Here is a 19,324-nt window from a genome sequence, read left to right as displayed (position 1 = left end):
CCGGTCAGGGCAGCTCGCCGTACCGGGCGAGAGCTTCCCGGCGCTCTTCGGCGTGATCGACCACCGGTTCCGGATAGCCGTCGGGGCGGTCGTTCTTCAGCGCATGGACGGCCTTGCCGGGCACGCCACGCAATTCCGGCACCCACCGGCGCACGTAGTCGCCCGTGGGGTCGAACTTCTCGCCCTGACCGGTCGGGTTGAACACCCGGAAGAACGGAGACGCATCCGTCCCCGAGCCGGCCGTCCACTGCCAGCCGTGCTGGTTCGACGCCAGATCGCCGTCGACCAGGCACTGCATGAAATGGCGCGCCCCACGCCACCACGGCAGGTGCAGATCCTTGACGAGAAACGACGCGACGATCATCCGGACGCGGTTGTGCATCCACCCTTCGGCTGCCAACTGGCGCATGCCGGCATCGACGATCGGATACCCGGTGCGGCCCGCGCACCATGCCTCGAACAGCTCGTCGGCCTCGCGGCCGCTGTCGTGGCGGATCGCGTCGAACTTGCGGTCGTAGTTGCGGCGGGCACTGTCCGGGCGCTGGAACAGGATGTCGGCGTAGAAGTCTCGCCACGCCACCTGCCGTCGGTACTGCTCGGCGCCGCGGCCGCGTGTGCGGGCGAGGTCCGCGAGCATCGTCCGAGGGTGGATGTTGCCGAACTTGAGATACACCGACATCCGGCTGGTGGTGTCGAGATCCGGCCGGTCACGCTCGTCGTCGTAGCCGGCGAGGTCGTCCTCCCGGAACTCCCGCCAGCGCGCGAGTGCAGCCGCCTCCCCCGCCGCCGGGCCGGGCCGGTCGGGCGTCGGGATCCGCACCCGCCGGCCCCGCCCGTCGACGTCGTCCGGATCGATCCACGCGAGCGTGTCCGCGCCGGTGCGTGCCGGTCCGCGCCAGCCGTGGTCGAGCCACCGCTTGAACCACGGCGTGAACACCTTGTAGGGGCTGCCGTCGTCCTTCGTCACCCGGCCGGGCGCCACGGCGTACGGCGAACCGGTGGCCACCAGGTCGACGTGCTCGGCCACCGCCGCATCCCGTTCCCGCCCGTACGGACCGAAGTCGGCGCTCACGTGCACCTCCTGCGCATCGACCGCTCTCGCCACCCGCGGCACCACGTCCACCGGGTCGCCGCGCACGACCAGCAACCGGCCCTCGAGTTGTTCGTCGAGCGCGGACAGGCTGCGGTACAGGAAGTCCCGCCGCGGCCCACCCGACGGCCCGAGCAGTCGGTCGTCGAGCACGAACAGCCCCAGCGCCCGGTCGCCGGCGGCACTCAGCGCCGGCAGGTCACCGACCCGCAGATCACGTCGAAACCACACCACCGACTCAGAGGCCACGGATCGACTCCTGTCCCGCGACGAGGATGCTCGTCGTCAACTCGATGTGCCGCCGCAGCTCGTCGACCGCGCGCTCGGTGTCGCGGTCGACGGCGGCCTCGACGATCCGGCCGTGTTCGGCGTCGACGTCGCGCTCGACCGCGCCGGGGCTGCGCACACTCCAGCAGCGGTAGACCTCCGAGACGTCCCGCAAGGACTCGGCGATCCGCACCAGCCGGGTGTTGGGGCACGCCCGCAGGAGCGTGCCGTGGAAATTGCCGTGCGCCGTGATCCAGGCGTCGGAGACGCGGCCGTCGGCGTCCACCGACGGCGTCCGCGACAGCCGGTGTCGCGCGGCCAGCACCGCCGATTCCCATTCGACGTCGCCGTGGGCGATCGACCGCCGCAACGCCTCCGACTCGACCCATACCCGGGTCTCGGTGAGCTCCAACAGGTCCGGCACCGAGACCGGTACGACGCGGAACCCCAGCTGCGCCTCGGACACCGCGAGCCCCTGCTCGACCAGCCGAGGCAGAACCTCACGCAGGACACCGGTGCTGACGTCGTACCGCGCCTGCAATCGACCGAAGGCGAGCTTCTCGCCGGGCGGCAGGACCCCGCCGAGGATGTCGGCGCGCAGGCGGGCGTGGATCTCGTCCGCGCGGGTACCGGTCGATCGTCCCATCCGGCCAGTACAGGCCGATCCGAATGACGAGTCAAGTTTCGAAATAATATTGCTTTTCCGATATTTTGCGCGGTCTACTGGGATGCACCGCGGCACCCCTCACAGACAGGAACCCGATCACCATGCGCGTCGCCAATCTCTCCGGCCGGGCCGTCATCGTCGCCGACGACCGTGCCCTCGACGTCCACACGGCAAGTGCCGGCCGCTTCGGCCCCGAGCCGGGCCGGCTCTACGCCGACTGGCCGGCATTCTCCGAATGGGCCGGCTCGGTCGCTGCCGCGACGGAGGGCGTCACGTTCGACCGCCGCGATCTCGAGGCCCCGTCGCCGGCCCCGACCCAGGTCTTCGCGATCGGCCTGAACTACCGCGACCATGCCGCCGAGACGGGTCTGGCCGCGCCGGAGGCGCCGCCCACGTTCACCAAGTTCGCGAGTTGCCTGACCGGACCCGAGACCGATCTGCCGCTGCCCACCGACACCGTCGACTGGGAGGTGGAGCTGGTGGTCGTCATCGGCCGCGAGGCGACCGGGGTGAGCGCGGGCTCCGCGTGGTCGCACGTGGCGGGGTTGACCGTCGGGCAGGACTACTCCGAACGGACCTCGCAGATGGCCGGACCGGCACCGCAGTTCTCCCTGGCCAAGTCGTTTCCCGGCTTCGGCGCGACGGGCCCCTGGCTGGTGACCCCCGAGGAGTTCGCCGACCGGGACGACCTGGCGATCGAGTGTGCGATCGACGGTGCGACGGTCCAGTCGGGACGCACGGCGCAGATGATCTTCCCGGTGCCCGAGTTGGTCGCCTACCTGTCGTCGGTGTGCACTCTGCGGCCGGGCGACCTGATCTTCACAGGGACCCCGGCGGGTGTGGGGGTGGGCCGCGACCCCCGGCGGTTCCTGGTGCCCGGCAACGTCGTCACCAGCCGGATCGAAGGCATCGGCACGCTCGTCCAGCAGTGCGTGGTGGGCCGGACGTAGGGCGGTTCCGGCAAACCCACCACACGACCGTGCGGAAAAAATAGAATGTTTTCCAGTTCCGGACTGCATGCCACCCGGCCCGACAGGAGTTGCCATGGGTGATCGCCCACTGCTCGCGCGGTCCGACGGGCCGCGGTACGTCCCGCAAGGCGTGCTCGACACCGCGCACCAGGTCGAATTCGAGGCGGCCGTGAACGCGGCGATGCGATCGCCTGCCGTGCAGGCTGCGCGCCGGGACGTCGTCGAGATGTACCGGACCGACCCTCAGGCCCGCACCACGGCGGGCGCCGCGACGCTCGAGCGTGCCGCCGACTCCATCGCCGTGGCGGCGGCGCAGACGGTGGTGGGTGACGACCCCGCGCGGCCGCAGTTCGCGTGGGTGGTGAACGCGGCACACCGGTGGCACGGTGTGGACGTTCCCGGCTCGGGCTACGGCATCGACAACCCCGACAACGTGCACCGGCACGCCGCGGTGGACGGGACGTCGAGCTACGTCGTGCGCAGTCGACTGCCGGACGGCGCACGGTCGCAGCTGTCCTTCGTGTTGTACGGCGAGTTGCCCGGCACCGGCGCGGTCACGAAGGAGGGCGCCCCCGTGCTCGGCTTCCTCACCGGCGACCGCATGCGGATCGGCGCCGACGGGGCGTTCACCGTCACGATCTCGCCCGCTCCCGGTGACGACCGCACCGACCACATCCGCACCGCCGGGGCTGCGCGGCTGCTGATCGTGCGCGACTCACTCGACGACTGGTCCACGCAGACGCCGTGCGCCCTCACGATCGAGCGGGTCACCGGCCCGGCGGAAGCGCCGCCGCGCACCGCCGCGGAAGTCGCCGACCACACCGCCGAGTTGCTCCGCCGGATCGGCAGGTACTGGCTGGACTACGACAACGCGTACATCTACGCCAAGCCCGCGAACACCGTGCAGCCGCCACCCGGGCTGCGGGCGTCCGGCTTCGGCTTCGCGACCAGCGGCCACTTCGCGCTGCCGGCGGGGCAGGCGCTCGTCGTCACGCTCGACGCGGTCGGCGCGCGGTACCTCGGCTTCGAGATCACCGATCCGTGGGGCGTGACCCGCGAGTACGTGCAGCGCACCGGAAGTCTCAATCAGTCTCAGGCACAGCACAATCCTGACGGCACGATCACCTACGTGATCGCGGCCGCCGATCCGGGCGTCACCAACTGGCTCGACACCGGCGGCATCGACGCCGGCATGTTCGCGATCCGCTGGCAGTCGGTGCCTGCCGGGACCGACGTCGGCGGCGCGGTTCGCGCGGTCGACCTGCTCCCGGTCGCCGACGTGCCGGCGGTCCTCGGCGCACGGGCCACGACCACGGCCGACGGGCGACGCGCGCAACTGGACCGCCGGGCGGCCGACTACGCGCGGCGCCTGGGCGGCCCGACGCTTCGGTGAGCCGAGCGGTCATTTAGTGAACACGGTTCACAATGAACTAGCATCACCGCAGTGTCCGACTCCTCCGATCAGCGCGCCGTCGCCGCCGCACTGGGCCGCGCGTTCGTGCTCGCCGAACACCTGTCGGGATCGCTGCAGGCCGGCAACCGCGACGTCGGGCTGACCACGGCACGCACCCGGGCACTGCTGTGCGTGCTCGAGAACCCCCCGATGACGCAGCGGGACCTGGCCGCGTCGCTGCGCTGCAGCACACGGCAGGTGACGGCCCTGGTCGATGCGCTCGAGAAGTCCGGGCACGTCCGCCGCGATCCGCACCCCACCGACCGACGCGCCCACATCGTCGCGCTCACCGACCGCGGCAGGAGCGACGCCGACCGGATCCGGGACCTCCGCGCGCGCACCGCACAGCTCCTGTTCGACGGTGTCGAGCCGGCGGACCTCGACGCGTTCGTGCGTGTCGCCGACACGCTGATCGCACGCTCCGACGGCCTGCGCCCCCGAGTGGAGGAGTGACGAATGCGCGAAACCGACCCGCGCGACGGGCACAATGCTCAGGTGACCGCATCCGCAGCCGTGCTCGTCGTCGACGACGACCCGGACGTACTCGCCTCGCTCGAGCGCGGACTGCGACTGTCGGGCTTCACCGTTCTCACCGCCTCCGACGGCGCGGTGGCGCTGAAGGTGGTCGCCGACGCCGCACCCGACGTGGTCGTCCTCGACATGAACATGCCTGTGCTGGACGGCACCGGCGTCGTCACCGCCCTGCGCGCGGCCGGAAACGACGTCCCGATCTGTGTTCTCAGCGCGCGTAGTTCGGTCGACGACCGCATCGCCGGACTCGAGTCCGGCGCCGACGACTACCTCGTGAAGCCGTTCGTCCTCGCCGAACTGGTCGCACGGATCCGCGCGATGCTGCGCCGCCGCTCGGCATCCGCACCGGGCCCGGCGTCGGACCCGCCCATCGTGGTGGGGCCGCTCGCGGTGGATGTGGCCGGTCGTCGGGTGCGCCTCGGCGAACGCGAGATCCCGCTCACCAAGCGCGAATTCGAGCTCACCGAGGTCCTCGCCCGGAACGCCGGTGTGGTGCTGAGCCGCGAACGGTTGCTGGATCTGGTGTGGGGGTACGACTTCGTCGCCGACACCAACGTCGTCGACGTCTTCGTGGGTTACCTCCGGCGCAAGTTCGAGGTGGACGGCACCCCACGGCTGGTGCACACCGTGCGCGGGGTGGGATTCGTACTGCGAGAACCGACGTGAGCCGGCCGCATTCCCTGCGGGCGCGCGTCGCGGCGGCCACCGCGCTGGGCGCGACGATCGTCGTCGCCGCGGTGGGCGTCTACCTGGCGCTGGCCATTGCCCGCAACAACCTGCAGCAGCTCGACCGCCGGCTCGAAACCGCGTCCCGGGTGCTGATCGTCAATGCGCCTGCGGCAGCACCGTTCCTGAACGTCCTCGGTGACGGCGGTGCCTTTGCAGTGACCATCCGCAACGGGGACGCCGTCGTCTCGAGCACGTCGAGCCGGCTCCCCCGGCTCGAACCCGGGTCGCACACCGTCGACGTCGCGGGGATCCCGTTCCGCGCGTTCACGGCGCCGCTGGCCCCCGAGTCGACGTCGTTGTTGTCCGTCGCGGTTCCGCTCGCCGAGGCGAAGGATCCGACGACCGACCAGCAACAGCAGGTCGCCCTCGTGGGCGTCCTGGCGATTGTCGCCGCGACCGGCCTCGGCTGGCTGTTCGGTGGTCATGCCGTGCGCCCGCTGGTCGATCTCACGCAGCGGGTGGGCCGCCGGGACCGCGACCTCGCACCGGCCGCGTCCGGAGTCCGTGAGGCCGACGAACTGGCGGCGGCCGTGGGCACGATGCTGCAGGACGTCTCCGACGCCCAGGCGCGCACCGCGACGGCCCTCGACACCGCCCGCGACTTCGCGGCCGCGTCCGCGCACGAGCTCCGGACCCCGCTCACGGCGATGCGCACCGACCTGGAGGTCCTCAGCACGCTGGAGCTCTCCGACGCGCAGCGCATCGAGATCCTCGGCGACCTCGCCCGCACCCAGGGCCGACTCGAGGCGACGCTCACCGCGCTCGAGCGGCTGGCGTCCGGTGAGTTGTCGAGCGAGAAGGACCACATCGACCTCGACCTGACCGAATTGTGCGACCTCGCGGCCGAGGACGCCCAGCGCCAGCACCCCGGTCTGACCGTCACCGTCGACGCGCCTCCGGGGTTGGTGGTCCGGGGTCTGCCCGTCGGGCTGCGGCTCGCGCTCGACAACGCGGTCACCAACGCGGTCCGGCACGGCGGGGCGCGCCACGTCGCGATCGGGGCCGCCCGCGCGGACGACGGCGCCGTCACGATCACGGTCGACGACGACGGGGCCGGTGTCCCGGAGGGCGAGAGGGCCGCCGTGTTCGACCGGTTCCGCCGCGGAAGCCGCGCGACGAAGGGCGGCTCCGGGCTGGGGCTGGCGCTCGTTGCGCAACAGGCCGGGTTGCACGGCGGCGACGCACGATTGGAGGACAGCGCCCTGGGCGGCGCGCGACTGGTGGTGACCCTTGAAAGTTGACGGACGGGAGATCCCGGTCGCGGGCAGCCTGCTGCAGCCGTTGACCCGGCGCACCAGCGACATCCTGCGGGTCGTGTTCGCGCTCGTGCTCCTGGGCGCGGTCATCGCGGGCTCGGTGATCACGCGCAGCGAGTGGGACGCACTCGAGACGTCGGTGTCCGACATCGTCGGCATCCTGTCGCCGGGTGTGTCGGACACCGTGTACCTGCTGTACGGGGTGGCGATCCTGGCGCTGCCGTTCGCGATCCTGATCCAGTTGATCGTCGGCCGGCGCTGGAAGCTGCTGGCGGGATACGCGGCCGCCGGGCTCATCGCCGGTATCGCGCTGTCTTTCACCGGTTCCGGTCTCTCGGCCCCGCGCTGGCACCTCGACGTCTCCGACCGGCTCAACACGTTCCTGTCCCAGTTCCTCGACGACCCCCGGTGGATCGCGATGCTCGCCGCGGTGCTGACGGTGTCGGGGCCGTGGCTGCCCAAGCGGTGGCGCCGAGTGTGGTGGGCGCTGCTGTTGTTGTTCGCGCCGATCCATCTGATCGTCAGCTCGATCGTCCCGGCCCGCTCCATGCTGGGGCTCGCCGTCGGATACCTCGTCGGTGCGATCATCGTGCTGGTGGTCGGCACCCCGGCGCTCGAGGTACCGCTCGAGTCGGCCGTCGAGGCGCTCGGGCGCCTGGGCCACCGCGTCACCGCGTTCCGGGTGATCGCGCCTGCCGGCAGCGGCCCGCTCGTGCTCGGCGCGGCGCGCGACGGCGAGCCCGAGATGATCGTCGAGCTGTACGGACAGAACCAGCGCAGCCGCGGGGTGCTCCGGCAGGTGTCGAAGTGGCTGACGTTGCGCAGCAGCGAGAGCACCCCGGTGCACGCGTCGCTCGCGCGAGCCGTCGAGCACCGGGCACTCATGGGCATCGCGGTCGCCGACCTCGGGCTCGCGGCATCCAAGCCGATGGCCGTCACGGCGCTCGACCGCGGGTGGAAGCTCTACGCCCGCCCGGTCGCCCACGGCGCCCCGATCGCCACCCTGGCCACCGACAACCCGCACCCCCGCGACACGCTGCTCGAGATGCTGTGGAGGTCGCTGGGCAAACTGCACGCCCACCAGATGACTCACGGCGACCTACGTGCGTCGGAGATCCGCATCGACGACGACCAGGCCCTCTTCGACGGTTTCGCGTACGCGGAACTCGGGCCGTCCGAGGCACAGATCCAGTCCGACACCGCGCAACTCCTGCTGACCACGGCGGGGTTGTTCGGGGTGGAAGCCGCCGTCCGCGCCGCGCTGGCCGCGCGCGGCCGCGACCGCGTGCTGGCCGCGTCCGGGCGCCTCACCAAGTCCGCGATGCCGTCCCGGCTGCGCAAGCCCGTCCCGGACTCCGCGGCGATGCTGGGGGCGATCCGCGACGAGGTGAGCAACCAGACCGACATCGACAAGATCGCGCCCGAGCAGGTCACCCGGTTCACCCGCAACCAGATCATCCAACTGGTGCTGCTGATCGGTCTGGTCTACGTGGCCTACCCGTTCATCAGCCAGGTCCCCACCTTCCTCACCGAACTGAAGACCGCGAACTGGGCGTGGGGGCTGGTGGGGTTGGTCGTGTCGGCGCTGACGTACGTGGGCGCCGCCGCCGCGCTGTGGGCGTGTGCGTCCGAACTGGTGCGGTACCGGGACCTGTTGATCATGCAGATCGCCAACACCTTCGCCGCGACCACCACGCCGGCCGGAGTGGGTGGCCTCGCGCTGAGCGTGCGGTTCCTCCAGAAGGGCGGCCTGGGCACCGTCCGCGCGACCGCCGCGGTGGCGCTGCAGCAGACCGTGCAGGTGGTCACCCACGTCGCGCTGCTGGTCTTCTTCAGCGTCGCGGCCGGCCGCGACGCCGACCTCGCCCACTTCGTCCCCCGCGGCACCACGCTCTACCTCATCGCGGGCGTCGCGCTGGGAGCGGTGGGCACGTTCATGTTCATCCCCAAGGCGCGGCGTTGGTTGCGCAACGAGGTCCGGCCGCAACTGACCGAGGTGCTCGGGTCCCTCACCCAACTCGCCCGCAATCCGGGCCGGTTCCTGTTGATCGTCCTCGGCAGCGCCGGCACCACGCTCGGCGCCGCGCTGGCGCTGTGGGCCAGCGTCGAGGCGTTCGGGGGCGGCACCACGTTCGTGACGGTCACGGTGGTCACGATGATCGGTGGCACCCTGGCCTCCGCCGCGCCGACGCCCGGCGGCGTGGGCGCGGTCGAGGCCGCTCTGATCGGTGGCCTGACCGCCTTCGGGCTCCCCGTGGGCATAGCAGTACCGTCAGTGTTGCTTTACCGCGTCCTCACCTGCTGGCTACCGGTGTTCTGCGGCTGGCCGACGCTGCGCTGGCTGCAGAAAAACGACATGGTCTGATGGTTCGTGACCGATAATCGAGGAACGTTGGTTTAATTTTCCGGCAACCCGTAGCAAATCGAGACGTAGTCCCGATAGCGAAAGTGATATACACACGTCCAGTATCCGTGGAGTAGAACCGCGCTCCCCGGCCCACCACCGAAGGCGAGAAAGCATGCGTGTAACCCAGAAGTCCCGCCGGCTCAGAGCGTTGATCGGCGCCACGACCGCAACGGTCGCCGCACTTCCCGTGTTCTTCGGGGCCGGAGTCGCCTCCGCGAATGCACCGGTCGGCACCGATGCCGCAAAGGTCGAGGCGTCCGCGAAGCCGAACGGCGGGACCCGCCTCGTCTCCGCCACCCCGGGCTCCGCGTCCAACAAGATGCGCCTGACGGTCCATTCCGAGTCGATGAACCGCGACATCCCGCTCGAGGTCATCCGCCCGAAGAACACCTCGGTTCCGGCCCCCACGCTGTACCTGCTCAACGGTGCCGGCGGCGGCGAGGACTCGGCGTCGTGGCAGAAGCAGGCCGACATCGGCACGTTCTTCGAGGGCAAGCAGGTCAACGTCGTCACCCCGATGCAGGGCGCGTTCACCTACTACACGGACTGGCAGAACGCGGACGAGGCGCTGCACGGTGTCAACAAGTGGGAGACGTTCCTGACCAAGGAACTGCCCCCGGTCATCGACTCCGCGCTGGGCACCACGGGCGTCAACACCCTCGCCGGCATCTCGACGTCGGGCACCTCGGTGTTCAACCTCGCGCTCAAGGATCCCAAGCTGTACAAGGCCGTCGGCGCCTACAGCGGCTGCGCGGACACCGCCACCCCGGTGGGCCAGACCTACATCCAGATCGTCATCGCCGCCCGCGGGTCGGCCGAGGTCGAGAACATGTGGGGCCCGGTCGGTGGGCCGGACTGGATCGCCCACGATCCGATCCTGAACATCAACAGGCTCAAGGACGGCCCGCGCCTGTACGTGTCGAACGCGTCCGGCCTGCCGGGTCCGCACGACACCCTCGACAGCCAGGGCATCAACGGCAACGTCCCGACGCTGGCCAACCAGATCATCGTCGGCGGCATCATCGAGGCGGCCACCAACGAGTGCACACACCGACTGTTCGACGCCGTCAACCGCGCCGGGATGGGCAACCAGGCGTTCTTCGACTTCAAGCCGGCGGGCACCCACTCGTGGGGCTACTGGCGTGACGACCTGAGGAACTCGTGGCCGATGCTGGCCGACGCGATGAACACCCCCGGTAGTTCATCCGCGATACGTCACACCACGTTCCTGGAAGGGCGCCCCGACCGCGGTCGGGGCGCCCTTCCCGTCTGGTGAGCATCCGGCTCGCCGCTCCTGCCTTCGGAACGACGCAGGCCCCGCACCGGTGACCGGTGCGGGGCCTGGACTCTTGCGACGCTGTGGCTACTTGGTGCCGAGCAGATCGATGATGAACACCAGCGTCTTGCCCGACAGCTGGTGGCCGCTGCCGGCGGGGCCGTACGCGAGCTCCGGCGGAACCGTGAGCTTGCGGCGACCGCCGACCTTCATGCCGGGGATGCCTTCCTGCCAGCCCGGGATCAACCGGTTCAGCGGGAACGCGACCGAGTCACCGCGCAGGAACGACGAGTCGAACACCTGGTTCGTGTCGTACTCGACGCCGTGGTAGTGCACGTCGACGACCGAACCGGGCTGCGCCTCCGCGCCGTCACCGACGGTGATGTCCTCGATCACGAGCTCCGACGGCGCCGGGCCCTCGGCGGGCTCGATCACGGGCGGCTCGGGCGGGACGACGACGTCGAGCAGGTCGATGACGAACACCAGCGTCTTGCCCGACAGCTGATGTCCACCGCCGGCGGGACCGTACGCGAGCTCCGGCGGAATGGTCAGCTGACGTCGGCCGCCCACCTTCATGCCCGGGATGCCTTCCTGCCAGCCGGCGATGAGGCCCTGCAGCGGGAAGGTGATGGACTCGCCCCGGCTCCACGAGGAGTCGAACTCCTCACCGGAGTCGAACTCGACACCGACGTAGTGGACCTCGACCTTGGCGCCGGGCGTGGCCTCGGGGCCGTCGCCGACGACGATGTCCTTGATGACGAGTTCGGTGGGCGCGGGGCCCTCCTGGAACTCGATCTCGGGCTTGGTGCTCATGATTCGTTGTCCGATCTGTCGGGGTCGGGCAGAACAGGTCAGCGGGCCGACAGGTCCACGTAACCGCGCTGGGTGTAGCCGGTGTAGATCTGCCGCGGGCGGCCGATCTTGGTGGCCGGATCCTCGTGCATCTCACGCCAGTGCGCGATCCAGCCGGGCAGGCGGCCGAGCGCGAACAGGACCGTGAACATGCGCGTCGGGAAGCCCATCGCACGGTAGATCAGACCCGTGTAGAAGTCGACGTTCGGGTACAGCTTGCGCTCGACGAAGTAATCGTCGGTGAGCGCGGTCTCCTCGAGGTTCATGGCGATCTCGAGCAGCTTGTCGTCGCCGCCGAGCTTGCCCAGAACCGAGTGCGCGGTCTGCTTGACCAGCGCAGCCCGCGGGTCGTAGTTGCGGTAGACGCGGTGCCCGAAGCCCATGAGCTTCACGCCGTCTTCCTTGTTCTTGACCTTGCGGACGAACTCCTTGACGTCACCGCCGTTCGCGGCGATCTCGTCGAGCATCTCGAGCACGGCCTGGTTGGCGCCGCCGTGCAGCGGGCCCCACAGCGCGTTGATGCCGGCGGAGACCGACGTGAACAGGTTGGCGTCCGACGAGCCGACCATGCGGACGGTCGACGTCGAGCAGTTCTGCTCGTGGTCGGCGTGCAGGATCAGCAGCATGTCGAGAGCCTTGGCGACCTCGGGGTCGACCTCGTAGGGCTCGGCCGGGAAGCCGAACGTCATGCGCAGGAAGTTCTCGACCAGGCTCAGCGAGTTGTCCGGGTAGAGGAACGGCTGACCGACCGACTTCTTGTACGCGTACGCCGCGATCGTGGGCAGCTTCGCGAGCAGACGGATGGTGGACAGCTCGACCTGCTCCGGGTCGTCCGGGTCCAGCGCGTCCTGGTAGTAGGCCGACAGCGCGTTGACGGCGCTCGACAGCACCGGCATGGGGTGCGCGTTACGCGGGAAGCCGTCGAAGAACCGCTTGAGGTCCTCGTGTAGCAGGGTGTGCCGACGGATCTTGTCGGTGAACACCTCGAGTTGGGCCTGCGTGGGCAGCTCCCCGTAGATCAGCAGGTAGCTGACCTCGATGAACGTCGAGCGCTGGGCGAGTTCCTCGATGGGGTACCCGCGGTAACGCAGGATGCCCTGCTCGCCGTCGATGTAGGTGATAGCAGAACTGGTGGACGCGGTGTTCACGAAGCCCGGGTCGAGCGTCGTGTAACCAGTGTTGGCAAGGAGCTTCCCCAGCTCGATGCCGTCGTTGCCTTCAGTCGCCTTGGCGATGGACATCGTGTGCTCGCCACCGGGGTAGCTGAGTGTGGGCTTGTTGTCATTCTCAGCGGGCACGGAAGGATCCCTCTCAAACTCAGACCAGTGAGTAACTTCGTAACATTCAAGTAGAAACTAGCCGCCCGTGAGCTCGGTTGCCCACGGAGGGTCCGCCCCGGGCCGCGAAACAGTGATCGCCGCTGCCGCAGCCGCGAACCCGAGGACGTCTCGCCATTGTCCCCCGTCGAGAGCCGCAATCGAACCCCGACCACCGGGTCCCGCCTCGACGAGGCGGTGCAGCAACGCACCGTGCACGGTGTCACCTGCGCCGATGGTGTCCGCGACGGCGACCGCCGCCCCCGGCACGGCCACCTCGAGCGCTCGCGTCCGCACGGACAGCCCGTCGGCACCGTGGGTCGTCACGACCGCGGTGACCCCGGCCTCGAGCCACTGTGCGGGCGTGGTCCCGTCCGCCCCCGCGGCCAGCCATCGAACGTCGTCGTCGGAGACCTTCAGCACGTCGACCGAGGGCAGCAACTCGACGAAACGGCGACGGTAGTGGTCGGGGAAGACGGCCGGGCGGACGTTGGGGTCGAGGACCGTCAGGCAGCCGTCGTCGTGGGCCCGGCGCAGCAGCGCGGCGTACACGCTCGCGCCGGGCTCGAACACCAGCGACAACGTGCCCACGGACACCGCCCGGACCGAGGCCGGGAGCGTGCCCGGATCCGCGACGAGCCGATCGGCGGTCCCGTCGGCGTAGAAGGTGTAGCGGGCGCCGCCGTCCGGGTCGAGGCCCGCGACGGCGAGCGTGGTGGGTTCCGGCCCCCGCTGGACCAGCCGGGTGTCGACGCCCGCCCCGGCGAGCGCCTCGAACAGCCGCTCCCCGAACGGATCGGTGGAGATGCGGGAGCACAACGCGACGGAGCTGCCGAGGCGTCCGAGCGTCACCGCGACGTTGAACGGACCGCCGCCGAGACGCGCGTCGTAGGTGGTCTCGCCGGTCGGGACGAGGTCGACGAGCGCCTCGCCGCACACCAGGATCCGCGGATCAGACATGCTCCGGCTCCCCCGCCCGCGCCACGCGGTACCGCACGAAGGCAGGGAAGGCCAGCACCGAAACCACCACACCGATCACGACCAGGACGCCGCCACCGGCAGACGCGACGGCCGTACCGAACGCGAAGGCAGCGGCGCCGTGCAGGACGTCGCCGATACGTGGACCGCCGGCCACGACCACCGTGAACACACCTTGCAGCCGCCCGCGCATGTCGTCGGTGGCGACCTGCTGCAGCATCGTGCTGCGCAGCGCGGCCGAGACCATGTCGACCGCGCCGCCGAATGCCAGGCACGCGAGCGCGAACCACAGCAGGACCGGCGAGCTGTCGGGGTTCGCGATGCCGACGACGACACCGAAACCCACCATCGCCACGCCCCACAGCACGATGCAGACCACCACCGCCCGCCCCTGGTAGCGGATCCGCGGCAGCCACCCGGAGAACACGCCGCCCAGCACCGCGCCGGCCGACATCGCGGCGAACAGCAACCCGAGGGCCACGCCGCCGTCCAGTGGGTCGCCGAACGAATCGTGGGCGATCTGCGGGAACAGCGCCCGCGGCATGCCGAACACCATCGCGACGATGTCGACGACGAACGACGCCAGCAGCACCTTCTGCGTGGCGAGATAGGTGAAGCCCTCCCCCACGACCCGCAGTCCGGCGCGGCGGGCGGGACCGGTGGGCGGCAGCGCCGGCAGCTTGATCACCGCCCACAACGTCGCGAGCAGCGCAATCGAGTCGAGCAGATACACCGTCGACAACCCGGCCGCCGGGATCAGCACTCCGGCGAGCAGCGGGCCGGCGATGGCGCCGAACTGCATCACCGTCATGTTCAGCGAGTTCGCGGCCGGGAGCTCGTTCATCGGCAGCAGCCGCGGGATGATCGCGCTGCGCGTGGGTGAGTTGATCGCGAAGAACACCTGCTGCAGCGAGAACAGGCACAGCAACAGCCACACGTTGTTCACGTTCGCGGCGGCCTGGAGCCACAGCAGCAACGACGTGCCGATCAACCCGAGCGTCGAGATGATGATGAGCTTGCGCCGATCCATGACGTCGGCGAGCGCGCCGCCCCACAGCCCGAACACGACGAGCGGTACCAGTCCGAAGAGCCCCGCCAGCCCCACGTAGGCGGAGTTCTGCGTCATCGCGAAGATCTGCAGGGGCACCGCGACGACGGTGAGCTGGCCGCCGATGACGGTGACGATCCCGCTCGTCCACAGGCGTCGGTAGTCGGGATTGCGGAGCGGGGTGACGTCGGCGAGGAGTCCGCGCATCACGGCTGGAGCCGTTCGACGGTCCACGCCCCGTCGACGAGACGGGAGCGGATCCGGTTGTGCATGCGGTTGGGCCGGCCCTGCCAGAACTCGACCGACTCGGGGCGGATCCGGAATCCGCCCCAGTGCGGCGGCACCGGGACCTCCCCGTCGACGCTGAAGCGTTGACCGGCCTCCACGAGCCGGGACTCTAGGTCGGCGCGGGAAGCGACGGGACGGGACTGCTGCGAGGCCCAGGCGCCGAGGCGGGACCCGCGCGGGCGACTGTTCCAGTACTCGGTGGTGACGTCGACGCTGGTGCGTTCGACCGGCCCACGCAGCGTGACCTGGTGCGCCAGCGGGATCCACGTGAACGTCACCGACGCGTACGGCACGGCCGCGAGCTGGTGTCCCTTGTCAGATTCGTAGTTGGTGAAGAACAGCACGCCGTCCTCGGACAGCCCCTTGCACAGCACCGTTCGGGTGCACGGGTGCCCGTCGGAATCGACCGTGCCGAGCACCATCGCGTTCGGTTCGGGCAGACCCGCCTCCACCGCTTCCTCCACCCATTGCCGGGCGAGCGCGGCCCACCCGCCGGTGAGCCAGGACGGCTCGAGATCGGGTTCGACGACGGGGCGCTGCGGCCCGATCTCGCCGTAACTCACCCGCATCGCGGACAGATCGGACTTCCGGGAACCCCGGCGACGGGAATCTGACGACACAGGTGCAGACGCTACCCCCGGGTATGCGCTGGCCAGGCGTGCGGTGCGACCGGCTAGAGTTTGGGTAGCCGACCCGCGAGCACCACCCGGGTCGAGCACGGACGAGCACGAAGACGCGCACGTGAGTGCGGACGAGTCGGACGGATCGCACGATCGAGTAGTCGAAGGCCGAATCAGTGCAAGGCAGTGCGGCTCTGACGGGCAGCACTCGGATGAGGAGAGTCCAGGAACGATGGCACCCAGCGCTGTAGTACCCGAGGATTTCGTCAGCGGACTCGAAGGCGTCGTCGCCTTCACCACTGACATCGCCGAGCCGGACAAGGACGGCGGCGCGCTGCGGTACCGCGGCGTCGACATCGAGGATCTGGTGAGCCGCCGGGTCACCTTCGGCAACGTGTGGGCGCTCCTGGTCGACGGCGAGTTCGGCCGCGGTCTGCCGCCGGCCGAGCCGTTCCCGCTGCCCATCCACACCGGCGACGTCCGCGTGGACGTGCAGGCGGGGCTGGCGATGCTGGCTCCCATCTGGGGATACCAGCCGCTGCTCGACATCGACGACGAGACCGCCCGCGAGAACCTGGCGCGCGCGTCGGTGATGGCGCTGTCGTACGTCGCCCAGTCGGCCCGCGGCATCTATCAGCCGGCCGTGCCGCAGAAGCAGATCGACGAATGCTCGACCGTCACAGCACGTTTCATGACGCGCTGGAAGGGTGACCCGGACCCCGCGCACGTCGAGGCCATCGACGCCTACTGGGTCTCGGCAGCCGAGCACGGCATGAATGCCTCCACCTTCACCGCCCGCGTGATCGCCTCCACCGGCGCCGACGTCGCGGCTTCGCTGTCCGGCGCGATCGGCGCGATGTCGGGACCGCTGCACGGCGGCGCCCCGGCCCGCGTGCTGCCGATGATCGAGGAGACCGAGCGCACGGGCGACGCCCGCGCGCTGGTCAAGGGCATCCTCGACCGCAAGGAGAAGCTCATGGGCTTCGGTCACCGGGTGTACCGGGCCGAGGACCCCCGCGCCCGCGTGCTGCGCGACACCGCCAAGCGGCTGAACGCTCCCAGGTACGAGGTGGCGGCAGCGCTCGAGCAGGCCGCGCTCGCCGAGCTCCGCGAGCGTCGTCCCGATCGCGCGATCGAGACGAACGTCGAGTTCTGGGCGGCGGTGATCCTCGACTTCGCCGAGGTGCCGGCGCACATGATGCCCGCGATGTTCACGTGCGGCCGCACCGCCGGCTGGTGCGCGCACATCATGGAGCAGAAGCGCCTGGGCAAGCTCGTCCGCCCGGCCGCGATCTACACCGGACCCGAGCCCCGCCCCGCCGATTCGGTCGCGGGCTGGGACCAGATCTCGCACAGCTGACCGCTGGGCCCTTCCCCACATCCGAGCACAACAGACAAAGGACGAACTCGCACCGATGAGCAACCCGATCATCCCCGCCGACCTCAAGCCCGTCGACGGCCGCTTCGGCTGCGGACCCTCGAAGGTCCGCCCCGAGCAGCTGCAGTCCCTGGTCGACGTCGGCGCCTCGGTGTTCGGCACCAGCCACCGGCAGAAGCCGGTCAAGGACGTCGTCGCGCGCGTGCGTTCGGGTCTGCGGGACCTGTTCTCGCTGCCCGAGGGCTACGAGGTCGTGCTCGGCAACGGCGGCACCACCGCGTTCTGGGACGCGGCCGCGTTCGGCCTGATCCGCGAGCGCTCGCAGCACTTCACGTACGGCGAGTTCTCGTCCAAGTTCGCGTCGGTGGCCAAGAACAACCCGTTCATCGGTGATCCGGTCGTCGTCTCGAGCGAGCCGGGCAGCGCTCCCGAGATCGTCGCCGACGGCTCCGTCGACCTCATCGGCTGGGCGCACAACGAGACCTCGACGGGTGTCGCGGTGCCGGTGCGCCGTCCGGCCGGTTCCGAGAACGCGCTCATCGCGATCGACGCCACGTCGGGCGCGGGCGGCCTGCCGGTCGACGCCGCCGACGCCGACGTCTACTACTTCGCGCCGCAGAAGTCCTTCGCCGCCGACGGTGGCCTGTGGATCGCGCTGATGAGCCCGGCCGCGCTCGAGCGGGTCGCCGAGATCAAGGACTCCGGCCGCTGGACGCCGGACTTCCTGTCGCTGCCGATCGCGATCGACAACTCCACCAAGGATCAGACGTACAACACGCCGGCGCTCGCGACGCTGCTGCTGTTCGCCAACCAGATCGAGTGGATGAACAACAACGGTGGCCTGGAGTGGGCCACCGCGCGCACCAAGGATTCGTCCTCGCGCCTGTACGACTGGGCCGAGGCCTCCGAGTACGCGACGCCGTTCGTCACCGACCCGGCGCTGCGCTCGCAGGTCGTCGGCACCATCGACTTCGCCGAGTCGGTGGACGCCGCGCAGGTCGCGAAGATCCTGCGCGCCAACGGCATCGTCGACACCGAGCCCTACCGCAAGCTGGGCCGCAACCAGCTGCGCGTCGGCATGTTCCCGGCGATCGATCCCGCGGACGTCACCCAGCTGACCAAGAGCATCGACTGGGTCGTCTCGCAGCTCGGCTGATTCGCTCACGGATCCACACCGATCTCCGCTCACGAGGGCGGGCGCGCCACCGGCGCGCCCGCCCTCGTCGTGTCGGATACGCGTGTCTTTCCGAGCGCCAGTGTCACAAATGAATTACAGTCGACTTCGGCATGATCGCGAGTCGGCGCGATGAGGAGGAACACGTGCGAGAGCTGCGAGTGATCGGACTCGAACCTGGCGGCGCGCACGTGGTGTGCTCGGACCCCGACACCGGAGAGAAGTTCCGGATCGCGGCGGACGACAAGCTCCGCGCCGCGTCCCGTGGCGACATCGCACGGCTGGGCCAGATCGAGATCGAGACGGACTGCCAGATGCGTCCGCGCGAAATCCAGGCGCGTATTCGGGCCGGCGCCTCGGTCGATCAGGTGGCTGCCGAGGCCGGTGTCCCGCACGCGAAGGTCGAACGCTTCGCGTACCCCGTTCTGCTCGAACGGTCGCGTGCCGCGGAGATGGCGCAGGCGGGCCACCCGCTGCGCCCGGACGGACCGGCCGTGAACACCCTCGGTGAGATCGTCGCGCAGGCGTTCCGCGCGCGGGGCCACGACATCGACATCGCGACGTGGGACGCCTGGAAGGAAGAGGGCGGCCACTGGGTGGCGCAGCTCCAGTGGCAGGCCGGGCGCACCACCAATACCGCCCATTGGCGCTACCAGCCGGACGCCCACGGCGGCACCATCACCGCACTCGACGACACGGCGACCCAGCTGGTGGACCCGGACTTCGGCCGGCCGTTGCGCGGTCTCGCGCCGGTCCCGATGGAGGGCATCTACGGCCCCGCCGACATCGAGCAGGATCACGAGCACGACGGCGAGCCGGTCGTGGAGGCCGACTCGTTCGCCTTCGCCGACAGCGTGATCGCGGAATCCGTCGAGGTGGTCGAGGCCGAGGTGGTCGATGCTGCCGAGCAGGAATTGAAGGTCGCCCCGCAGCACAGCCCCGGTAAGGACAAGCGCGGCAAGCCGGCGCTGCCGTCGTGGGACGACGTCCTGCTGGGCGTTCGGAGCAACGGGCGCGGCTGAC

17 protein-coding genes and 1 pseudogene are annotated in these 19,324 nt (G+C 70.1%); 10 read left to right on the top strand and 8 right to left on the bottom strand.

The features are described from left to right. Positions 1 to 4: 4 nt before the first annotated feature. A complete protein-coding gene (locus tag E7742_RS01000; RefSeq protein WP_137797218.1) occupies positions 5 to 1,339 on the bottom strand; it encodes a cryptochrome/photolyase family protein in 1,335 nt (444 codons plus the stop codon). Further along, positions 1,329 to 2,003 (bottom strand): GntR family transcriptional regulator, encoded by a 675-nt coding sequence (locus tag E7742_RS00995; protein WP_137797217.1) that lies wholly within the window; start codon positions 2,001 to 2,003, stop codon positions 1,329 to 1,331. The genes E7742_RS01000 and E7742_RS00995 overlap by 11 nt, the downstream gene beginning before the upstream one ends. 122 nt (positions 2,004 to 2,125) lie before the next feature. Here E7742_RS00995 and E7742_RS00990 point away from each other — a divergent pair, with 122 nt between their 5' ends. The 7 genes from E7742_RS00990 (at position 2,126) to E7742_RS00960 (ending at position 10,647) form a co-directional block, all read left to right on the top strand. Beyond that, positions 2,126 to 2,974 (top strand): fumarylacetoacetate hydrolase family protein, encoded by an 849-nt coding sequence (locus tag E7742_RS00990; RefSeq protein WP_137797216.1) that lies wholly within the window; start codon positions 2,126 to 2,128, stop codon positions 2,972 to 2,974. Between the two features lie 94 nt (positions 2,975 to 3,068). Next, entirely contained in the window at positions 3,069 to 4,388 is a 1,320-nt protein-coding gene (locus E7742_RS00985; RefSeq protein WP_137797215.1) for a hypothetical protein, read from the top strand. Between the two features lie 51 nt (positions 4,389 to 4,439). Next, positions 4,440 to 4,901 carry a MarR family winged helix-turn-helix transcriptional regulator gene (locus E7742_RS00980; RefSeq protein ID WP_137797214.1) on the top strand — a complete coding sequence of 154 codons (462 nt, stop codon included), beginning with the start codon at positions 4,440 to 4,442 and terminating at the stop codon, positions 4,899 to 4,901. A 3-nt stretch (positions 4,902 to 4,904) separates the two neighbouring features. Then, positions 4,905 to 5,645 (top strand): response regulator transcription factor, encoded by a 741-nt coding sequence (locus E7742_RS00975; protein ID WP_137797213.1) that lies wholly within the window; start codon positions 4,905 to 4,907, stop codon positions 5,643 to 5,645. Then, positions 5,642 to 6,949 carry a sensor histidine kinase gene (locus tag E7742_RS00970; RefSeq protein WP_137797212.1) on the top strand — a complete coding sequence of 436 codons (1,308 nt, stop codon included), beginning with the start codon at positions 5,642 to 5,644 and terminating at the stop codon, positions 6,947 to 6,949. Before E7742_RS00975 ends, E7742_RS00970 begins: the two co-directional genes overlap by 4 nt. Next, positions 6,939 to 9,329, top strand: a complete 2,391-nt coding sequence (locus tag E7742_RS00965) for a lysylphosphatidylglycerol synthase transmembrane domain-containing protein (protein WP_137797211.1) — start codon at positions 6,939 to 6,941, stop codon at positions 9,327 to 9,329. The genes E7742_RS00970 and E7742_RS00965 overlap by 11 nt, the downstream gene beginning before the upstream one ends. Positions 9,330 to 9,483: 154 nt before the next feature. After that, a complete protein-coding gene (locus tag E7742_RS00960; protein ID WP_137797210.1) occupies positions 9,484 to 10,647 on the top strand; it encodes an alpha/beta hydrolase in 1,164 nt (387 codons plus the stop codon). 87 nt (positions 10,648 to 10,734) lie between these two features. On the opposite strand, the gene E7742_RS23390 is transcribed toward E7742_RS00960, so the two are convergent. The 6 genes and pseudogenes from E7742_RS23390 to pdxH all read right to left on the bottom strand — a co-directional run bounded on the left by E7742_RS23390 (position 10,735) and on the right by pdxH (position 15,698). Next, positions 10,735 to 11,115, bottom strand: a complete 381-nt coding sequence (locus E7742_RS23390) for an FKBP-type peptidyl-prolyl cis-trans isomerase (protein WP_302661131.1) — start codon at positions 11,113 to 11,115, stop codon at positions 10,735 to 10,737. Continuing rightward, positions 11,110 to 11,460: pseudogene (locus tag E7742_RS23385) on the bottom strand (FKBP-type peptidyl-prolyl cis-trans isomerase); the annotation flags it as partial. The pseudogene E7742_RS23385 and the gene E7742_RS23390, both read right to left, overlap by 6 nt. Before the next feature lie 38 nt (positions 11,461 to 11,498). Beyond that, the gene (locus tag E7742_RS00950) at positions 11,499 to 12,797 is read right to left on the bottom strand and encodes a citrate synthase (protein WP_137797208.1); all 1,299 of its coding nucleotides are present in this window, start codon (positions 12,795 to 12,797) and stop codon (positions 11,499 to 11,501) included. Between the two features lie 57 nt (positions 12,798 to 12,854). Next, positions 12,855 to 13,775 (bottom strand): carbohydrate kinase family protein, encoded by a 921-nt coding sequence (locus E7742_RS00945; RefSeq protein WP_137797207.1) that lies wholly within the window; start codon positions 13,773 to 13,775, stop codon positions 12,855 to 12,857. After that, the gene (locus E7742_RS00940) at positions 13,768 to 15,048 is read right to left on the bottom strand and encodes an MFS transporter (RefSeq protein ID WP_137797206.1); all 1,281 of its coding nucleotides are present in this window, start codon (positions 15,046 to 15,048) and stop codon (positions 13,768 to 13,770) included. The genes E7742_RS00945 and E7742_RS00940 overlap by 8 nt, the downstream gene beginning before the upstream one ends. Beyond that, positions 15,048 to 15,698, bottom strand: coding sequence for a pyridoxamine 5'-phosphate oxidase (pdxH, locus tag E7742_RS00935; RefSeq protein WP_137800996.1), 651 nt, complete (start codon positions 15,696 to 15,698; stop codon positions 15,048 to 15,050). The genes E7742_RS00940 and pdxH overlap by 1 nt, the downstream gene beginning before the upstream one ends. Positions 15,699 to 15,981: 283 nt before the next feature. Here pdxH and E7742_RS00930 point away from each other — a divergent pair, with 283 nt between their 5' ends. The 3 genes from E7742_RS00930 (at position 15,982) to sepH (ending at position 19,323) form a co-directional block, all read left to right on the top strand. Beyond that, positions 15,982 to 17,109 (top strand): citrate synthase 2, encoded by a 1,128-nt coding sequence (locus E7742_RS00930; RefSeq protein WP_137797205.1) that lies wholly within the window; start codon positions 15,982 to 15,984, stop codon positions 17,107 to 17,109. Positions 17,110 to 17,164: 55 nt separating this feature from the next. After that, a complete protein-coding gene (serC, locus tag E7742_RS00925; protein WP_137797204.1) occupies positions 17,165 to 18,283 on the top strand; it encodes a phosphoserine transaminase in 1,119 nt (372 codons plus the stop codon). 164 nt (positions 18,284 to 18,447) lie between these two features. Beyond that, positions 18,448 to 19,323: a septation protein SepH gene (gene sepH, locus E7742_RS00920; RefSeq protein WP_175420378.1), complete on the top strand. Its 876-nt coding sequence runs from the start codon at positions 18,448 to 18,450 to the stop codon at positions 19,321 to 19,323. Position 19,324 lies beyond the last annotated feature (1 nt).

The sequence above is a fragment of the Rhodococcus sp. SGAir0479 genome (genome assembly GCF_005484805.1).
Classification (GTDB): domain Bacteria; phylum Actinomycetota; class Actinomycetes; order Mycobacteriales; family Mycobacteriaceae; genus Prescottella.
This window is presented reverse-complemented; position numbering and strand designations above follow the sequence as displayed.

What these genes read in the sequence shown, in the direction of transcription:
- E7742_RS00990 (WP_137797216.1), top strand. Translation starts at nt 2,126, where the DNA reads ATGCGCGTCGCCAATCTCTCCGGCCGGGCCGTCATCGTCGCCGACGAC.
- E7742_RS00985 (WP_137797215.1), top strand. Translation starts at nt 3,069, where the DNA reads ATGGGTGATCGCCCACTGCTCGCGCGGTCCGACGGGCCGCGGTACGTC.
- pdxH (WP_137800996.1), bottom strand. Translation starts at nt 15,698, where the DNA reads ATGCGGGTGAGTTACGGCGAGATCGGGCCGCAGCGCCCCGTCGTCGAA.
- E7742_RS00975 (WP_137797213.1), top strand. Translation starts at nt 4,905, where the DNA reads ATGCGCGAAACCGACCCGCGCGACGGGCACAATGCTCAGGTGACCGCA.
- E7742_RS00940 (WP_137797206.1), bottom strand. Translation starts at nt 15,048, where the DNA reads ATGCGCGGACTCCTCGCCGACGTCACCCCGCTCCGCAATCCCGACTAC.
- serC (WP_137797204.1), top strand. Translation starts at nt 17,165, where the DNA reads ATGAGCAACCCGATCATCCCCGCCGACCTCAAGCCCGTCGACGGCCGC.
- E7742_RS00930 (WP_137797205.1), top strand. Translation starts at nt 15,982, where the DNA reads ATGGCACCCAGCGCTGTAGTACCCGAGGATTTCGTCAGCGGACTCGAA.
- E7742_RS00960 (WP_137797210.1), top strand. Translation starts at nt 9,484, where the DNA reads ATGCGTGTAACCCAGAAGTCCCGCCGGCTCAGAGCGTTGATCGGCGCC.
- E7742_RS00995 (WP_137797217.1), bottom strand. Translation starts at nt 2,003, where the DNA reads ATGGGACGATCGACCGGTACCCGCGCGGACGAGATCCACGCCCGCCTG.
- E7742_RS00945 (WP_137797207.1), bottom strand. Translation starts at nt 13,775, where the DNA reads ATGTCTGATCCGCGGATCCTGGTGTGCGGCGAGGCGCTCGTCGACCTC.